The sequence below is a fragment of the Pseudomonas protegens genome (genome assembly GCF_003732485.1).
In the GTDB taxonomy this organism is placed as follows: Bacteria; Pseudomonadota; Gammaproteobacteria; order Pseudomonadales; family Pseudomonadaceae; genus Aquipseudomonas; species Aquipseudomonas protegens_B.
In genome coordinates this window covers 95313-98924 of sequence record NZ_MOAK01000087.1, presented here as the reverse complement: position 1 = coordinate 98924, position 3612 = coordinate 95313, and the positions used below count along the sequence as shown (strand labels likewise).

The window sequence follows — 3612 nt, the reverse complement described above, 5'->3', positions numbered from 1 at the left end:
CAGCCGGCTCCTACAAAGGCATGCAGGAGCCGGCTGGCCGGCGAATCGCGGTCTTAGCCCGCCAGGCCGACGAACATGTCCTGCACGTCGTCATGATTGTCCAGGCCTTCGAGGAAGGCCTCGACTTCAGCCATCTGCTCATCGCTCAGGCCGCTGACCGGGTTCTTCGGCTGGTAGCCCAGCTTGGCCGAAAGCACGGTGAAACCTTGCTCGGGCAGGGCTTTCTGTACCGCATCCAGGTCCGCAGGCTCGGTCAGGAACAGGGTCGCGCCCTCTTCGCCCGGCTCGAAGTCCTGGGCACCGGCCTCGATGGCGGCCAGTTCCGGATCGGCGTCCGGGCTGTCCGGCGAGGCCTCGATCATGCCCACGTGGTTGAAGTCCCAGGACACCGAACCCGAAGCGCCCAGTTGGCCCTTGCGGAACGCCACGCGGATTTCCGCCACGGTGCGGTTGATGTTATCGGTCACGCATTCAACGATCAGCGGCACCTGGTGCGGGGCAAAACCTTCGTAGGTCACGCGGTGGTACTGCACGGTCTCGCCCAGCTGGCCCGAGCCTTTCTTGATGGCACGCTCCAGGGTCTCGCGGGGCATCGAAGCCTTTTTCGCCTGCTCCACCACCAGCCGCAGGTGGGCGTTGGTGGCGGTGTCAGCGCCGTTACGTGCGGCGATAGTGATTTCTTTGACCAGCTTGCCGAAAATCTTGCCCTTGGCATTGGCTGCCGCTTCTTTGTGTTTAACCTTCCACTGTGCGCCCATTACTCACTCTCTTGATCTATGGCGTCGAGTTGGATTTGGCCGACGCGATGGGCAAGTTTATACGTCCTCAGGGCCCTGATCGACCAAAAAGTCAGTGGCCGGCAGGCTTCAGCCCTTGTCGGCCTTGCCGGCCGCCGCGGCGAAACGCGCCAGGCGCACATCCAGGTGTCGCGGCCGGTGCCCGTGGTCCTCGGCTCGCTCCTTGCGGCGGATGGCGTTGCGCACCATCAGCGAACCCAGGTAGCGGATCGGCTCCGGCGGGAAGTAGCCCAGGGGGCCATTGACCAGCGGCGAGCGAGTCCAGGGGTTGTCCAGCCCCTGCACCAGGGAGGCGAGGATCTGCCCGCCCATATGGCAGGGGCCGACGCCGCTGCCGGAATACCCGAAACCGTAGAACACATTGCCGGCGCGGCTCATCTGGCCGAAGAACGGCAAGCCGGTCACCGAGCGATCCGACGGGCCATTCCAGGTGGCCGCCACCGGCACCTCGGCAAAGGCCGGGAAGAACTGCCCCAGACTGTGCTTGAGCAGCCCGGCGTAGGGCGACGGCTGGTCGAACACCGGCAGCATCCGCCCGCCGTAGGCGAAGGTGTTGCCGCCCTTGCCGAGCATGATCCGGCCGTCCGGGGTGTTGTGGTAGTAGTGCACGAAGATCCGCGAATCCAGCACCGTCACCCCACTGGTCAGGCCGATCTGCTGCAGCAGCTGGGGGCGCGGCTCGGTGATCAGCATGTCGCTGGACACAATCGCCACGCTGCGCTCGAACTGTGGAAAGGCCCGAGCCATCCAGGCATTCATCGCCAGCACCACGCGTTCGGCGCGGATCTGCCCCAGGGGCGTGCGCAACAGCGCCGGGCGCCCCTCCTCCAGCCCGGTCATGGCGGTGTTCTCGTGGATCCTGACCCCCAGTTGCAGGGCCACCTGGCGCAGGCCGCGCACCAGCAAGCCCGGCTGCACACTGGCCGCCGCCGGCGAAAACCAGCCTTCCAGGTGCTGGCTGGAACCGGCCATGCGCTGCACATCGGCCAGCGGACGCTTGTCGAAGGAGTTGATGCCCCGGCGCTCCAGTGCGGCAATCACGCCATCGGTGGAGCCGATCTGCGCCTGGTTGGTGGCGGTGTACAGGGTGCCGTCGAGGCGGTACTGGGCATCCACCCCGTAACGCTCGCAGAAGGCGCCGATGGCATAGATGCTCTGCTCGGATTCCTTGACCAGGCGCACCGCCTCCTCGACCCCGAACAGGCGCTCCAGGGTGAAGTACTTGGCCGACCAGGACAGCGCACAGCCGCCGTTGCGCCCACTGGCGCCGGCGCCGCAGATATCCGCCTCGATCAGCAGCACATCCAGCCCGGGGTTCTGCTCCTTGAGCATGATCGCGGTCCACAGACCGGTATAGCCGCCGCCGACAATCGCCACCTGGCAGGTGGTGTCACCCGCCAGGGGCGGGCACGTATCCGAGGGTTGCTGTTGCAGGGCCTGTTCCAGCCAGAAAGGTCGCATGGTGAGTCTCCAGGTAAAAACGGCGAGCGGGTTCGCTGGCAAGCCAGCTCCTACAAGACTTCGTAGGAGTCGGTTTGCCGGCGAAGAGGCCCGAAAGTCAGGAACGCAGCGGTTTGATCAACAAAGGTCCATTGGGAACGAGTCCGCGCACCGGCTCGAACCCATTGGGCCGGCTGTTCCAGTACGGCACCAGCACCAGGGCCGAAACCAGGGCGCAGCCGGCAAACACGATGAACACCGTGACCGTATCGAAGTAACCCGGCAGCAGGCCGCCCAGCACCGCGCCCACCGAACCGCAGCCGTTGACGAAGCCGGCCGCGGTTGCCCCGGCCTTGGCCGAGCCGAAGTCGATGGCTGCAGCGCCACAGATCATCGAATCCGGCCCGTACAGGGTCAGGCCCATGAAAAACAGCAGAGCCATCACCAGCACCACGCTGCCGGTATGCAGGGCCCCCATGAACAGCGCCAGGGACACGGTCAGCGCCAGCAGGCTGATGACACAGGCCGGCATGCGCCGGGCGCCGAACAGCTTGTCCGAGGCCAGGCCGATCATCACCGGCCCCAGCAGCCCGGCCAGTTCGAAGCTGGTGGGCACGATCGCCGCCCCCACCTTGCCCACCGAGGGCATCTGTTCGTAGACGATCACCGGCCCCCACAGCAGGATCGCGTAGCGCGCCGGCTTGAGCAGGAAGTACGACAGCCCGAGGATCAGCACCGTACGGTTGCGCAGGATCTCGCGCAGCGGCTCCCAGACGCTCATGCCTCGCTCGGCGGCGTCTTCCTCGGCGCTCTGCGGGGGCAATGGCTCCACGGCCGGCAGCCCCACGTCCTCCGGTGTGTTGCGCTGGAAGATGAAGAACAGCACCGCGGTCAAGCCCACCACCACCGCGCTGGAAATGAACGCCGCGTGCCAGGTGCCGATCAGCGTATAGGCCCACCAGCCGGCAAAGGGCGAAGCCACCAGGCCGCCGAAGGCATAGCAGGAACTCCACAGCCCCAGCACCCTGCCGCGCTGCCCGGCGGGAAAGAAACTGCCGATGTTCTTGCACAACCCCGACCAGCCCGTGGACTGCGCCAGCCCCTGGACCAGCATGCAGGTGGCGAACACCGGCAAGGTGGCGAAGCTGCCCATGACCAGCGCCGCGGCGGCGGAAATCAGCAAGCCGCCCAGCACCACCACTCGCGGGCCAAAGCGGTCGGCGAAGATCCCCCAAGTGAACTGGCCCACGGCATAGGCCGCCAGGTAGATGGCGTCGAGGTTGGCCATGGCCATCTTGTCGAGGGTGAAGTCGGGGTCGTCGGCGATCCCCAGCTTGGCGACGGAAAAGGCTTTGCGGGTGAAATAGAACGCCGC

The 3612-nt window shown here is 66.1% G+C and carries 3 protein-coding genes; all 3 read right to left on the bottom strand.

The window, feature by feature from the left end; genetic code table 11:
• Window positions 1-53: 53 nt before the first annotated feature.
• Entirely contained in the window at window positions 54-758 is a 705-nt protein-coding gene (locus BLX41_RS30560; protein WP_011062247.1) for a YebC/PmpR family DNA-binding transcriptional regulator, read from the bottom strand.
• A gap of 108 nt (window positions 759-866) precedes the next feature.
• A complete protein-coding gene (locus BLX41_RS30555; RefSeq protein WP_123727886.1) occupies window positions 867-2258 on the bottom strand; it encodes an FAD-dependent oxidoreductase in 1392 nt (463 codons plus the stop codon).
• 97 nt (window positions 2259-2355) lie between these two features.
• Window positions 2356-3612 (bottom strand): MFS transporter (locus BLX41_RS30550; protein WP_148059793.1); only part of this gene is annotated, 1257 nt, incomplete at its 5' end.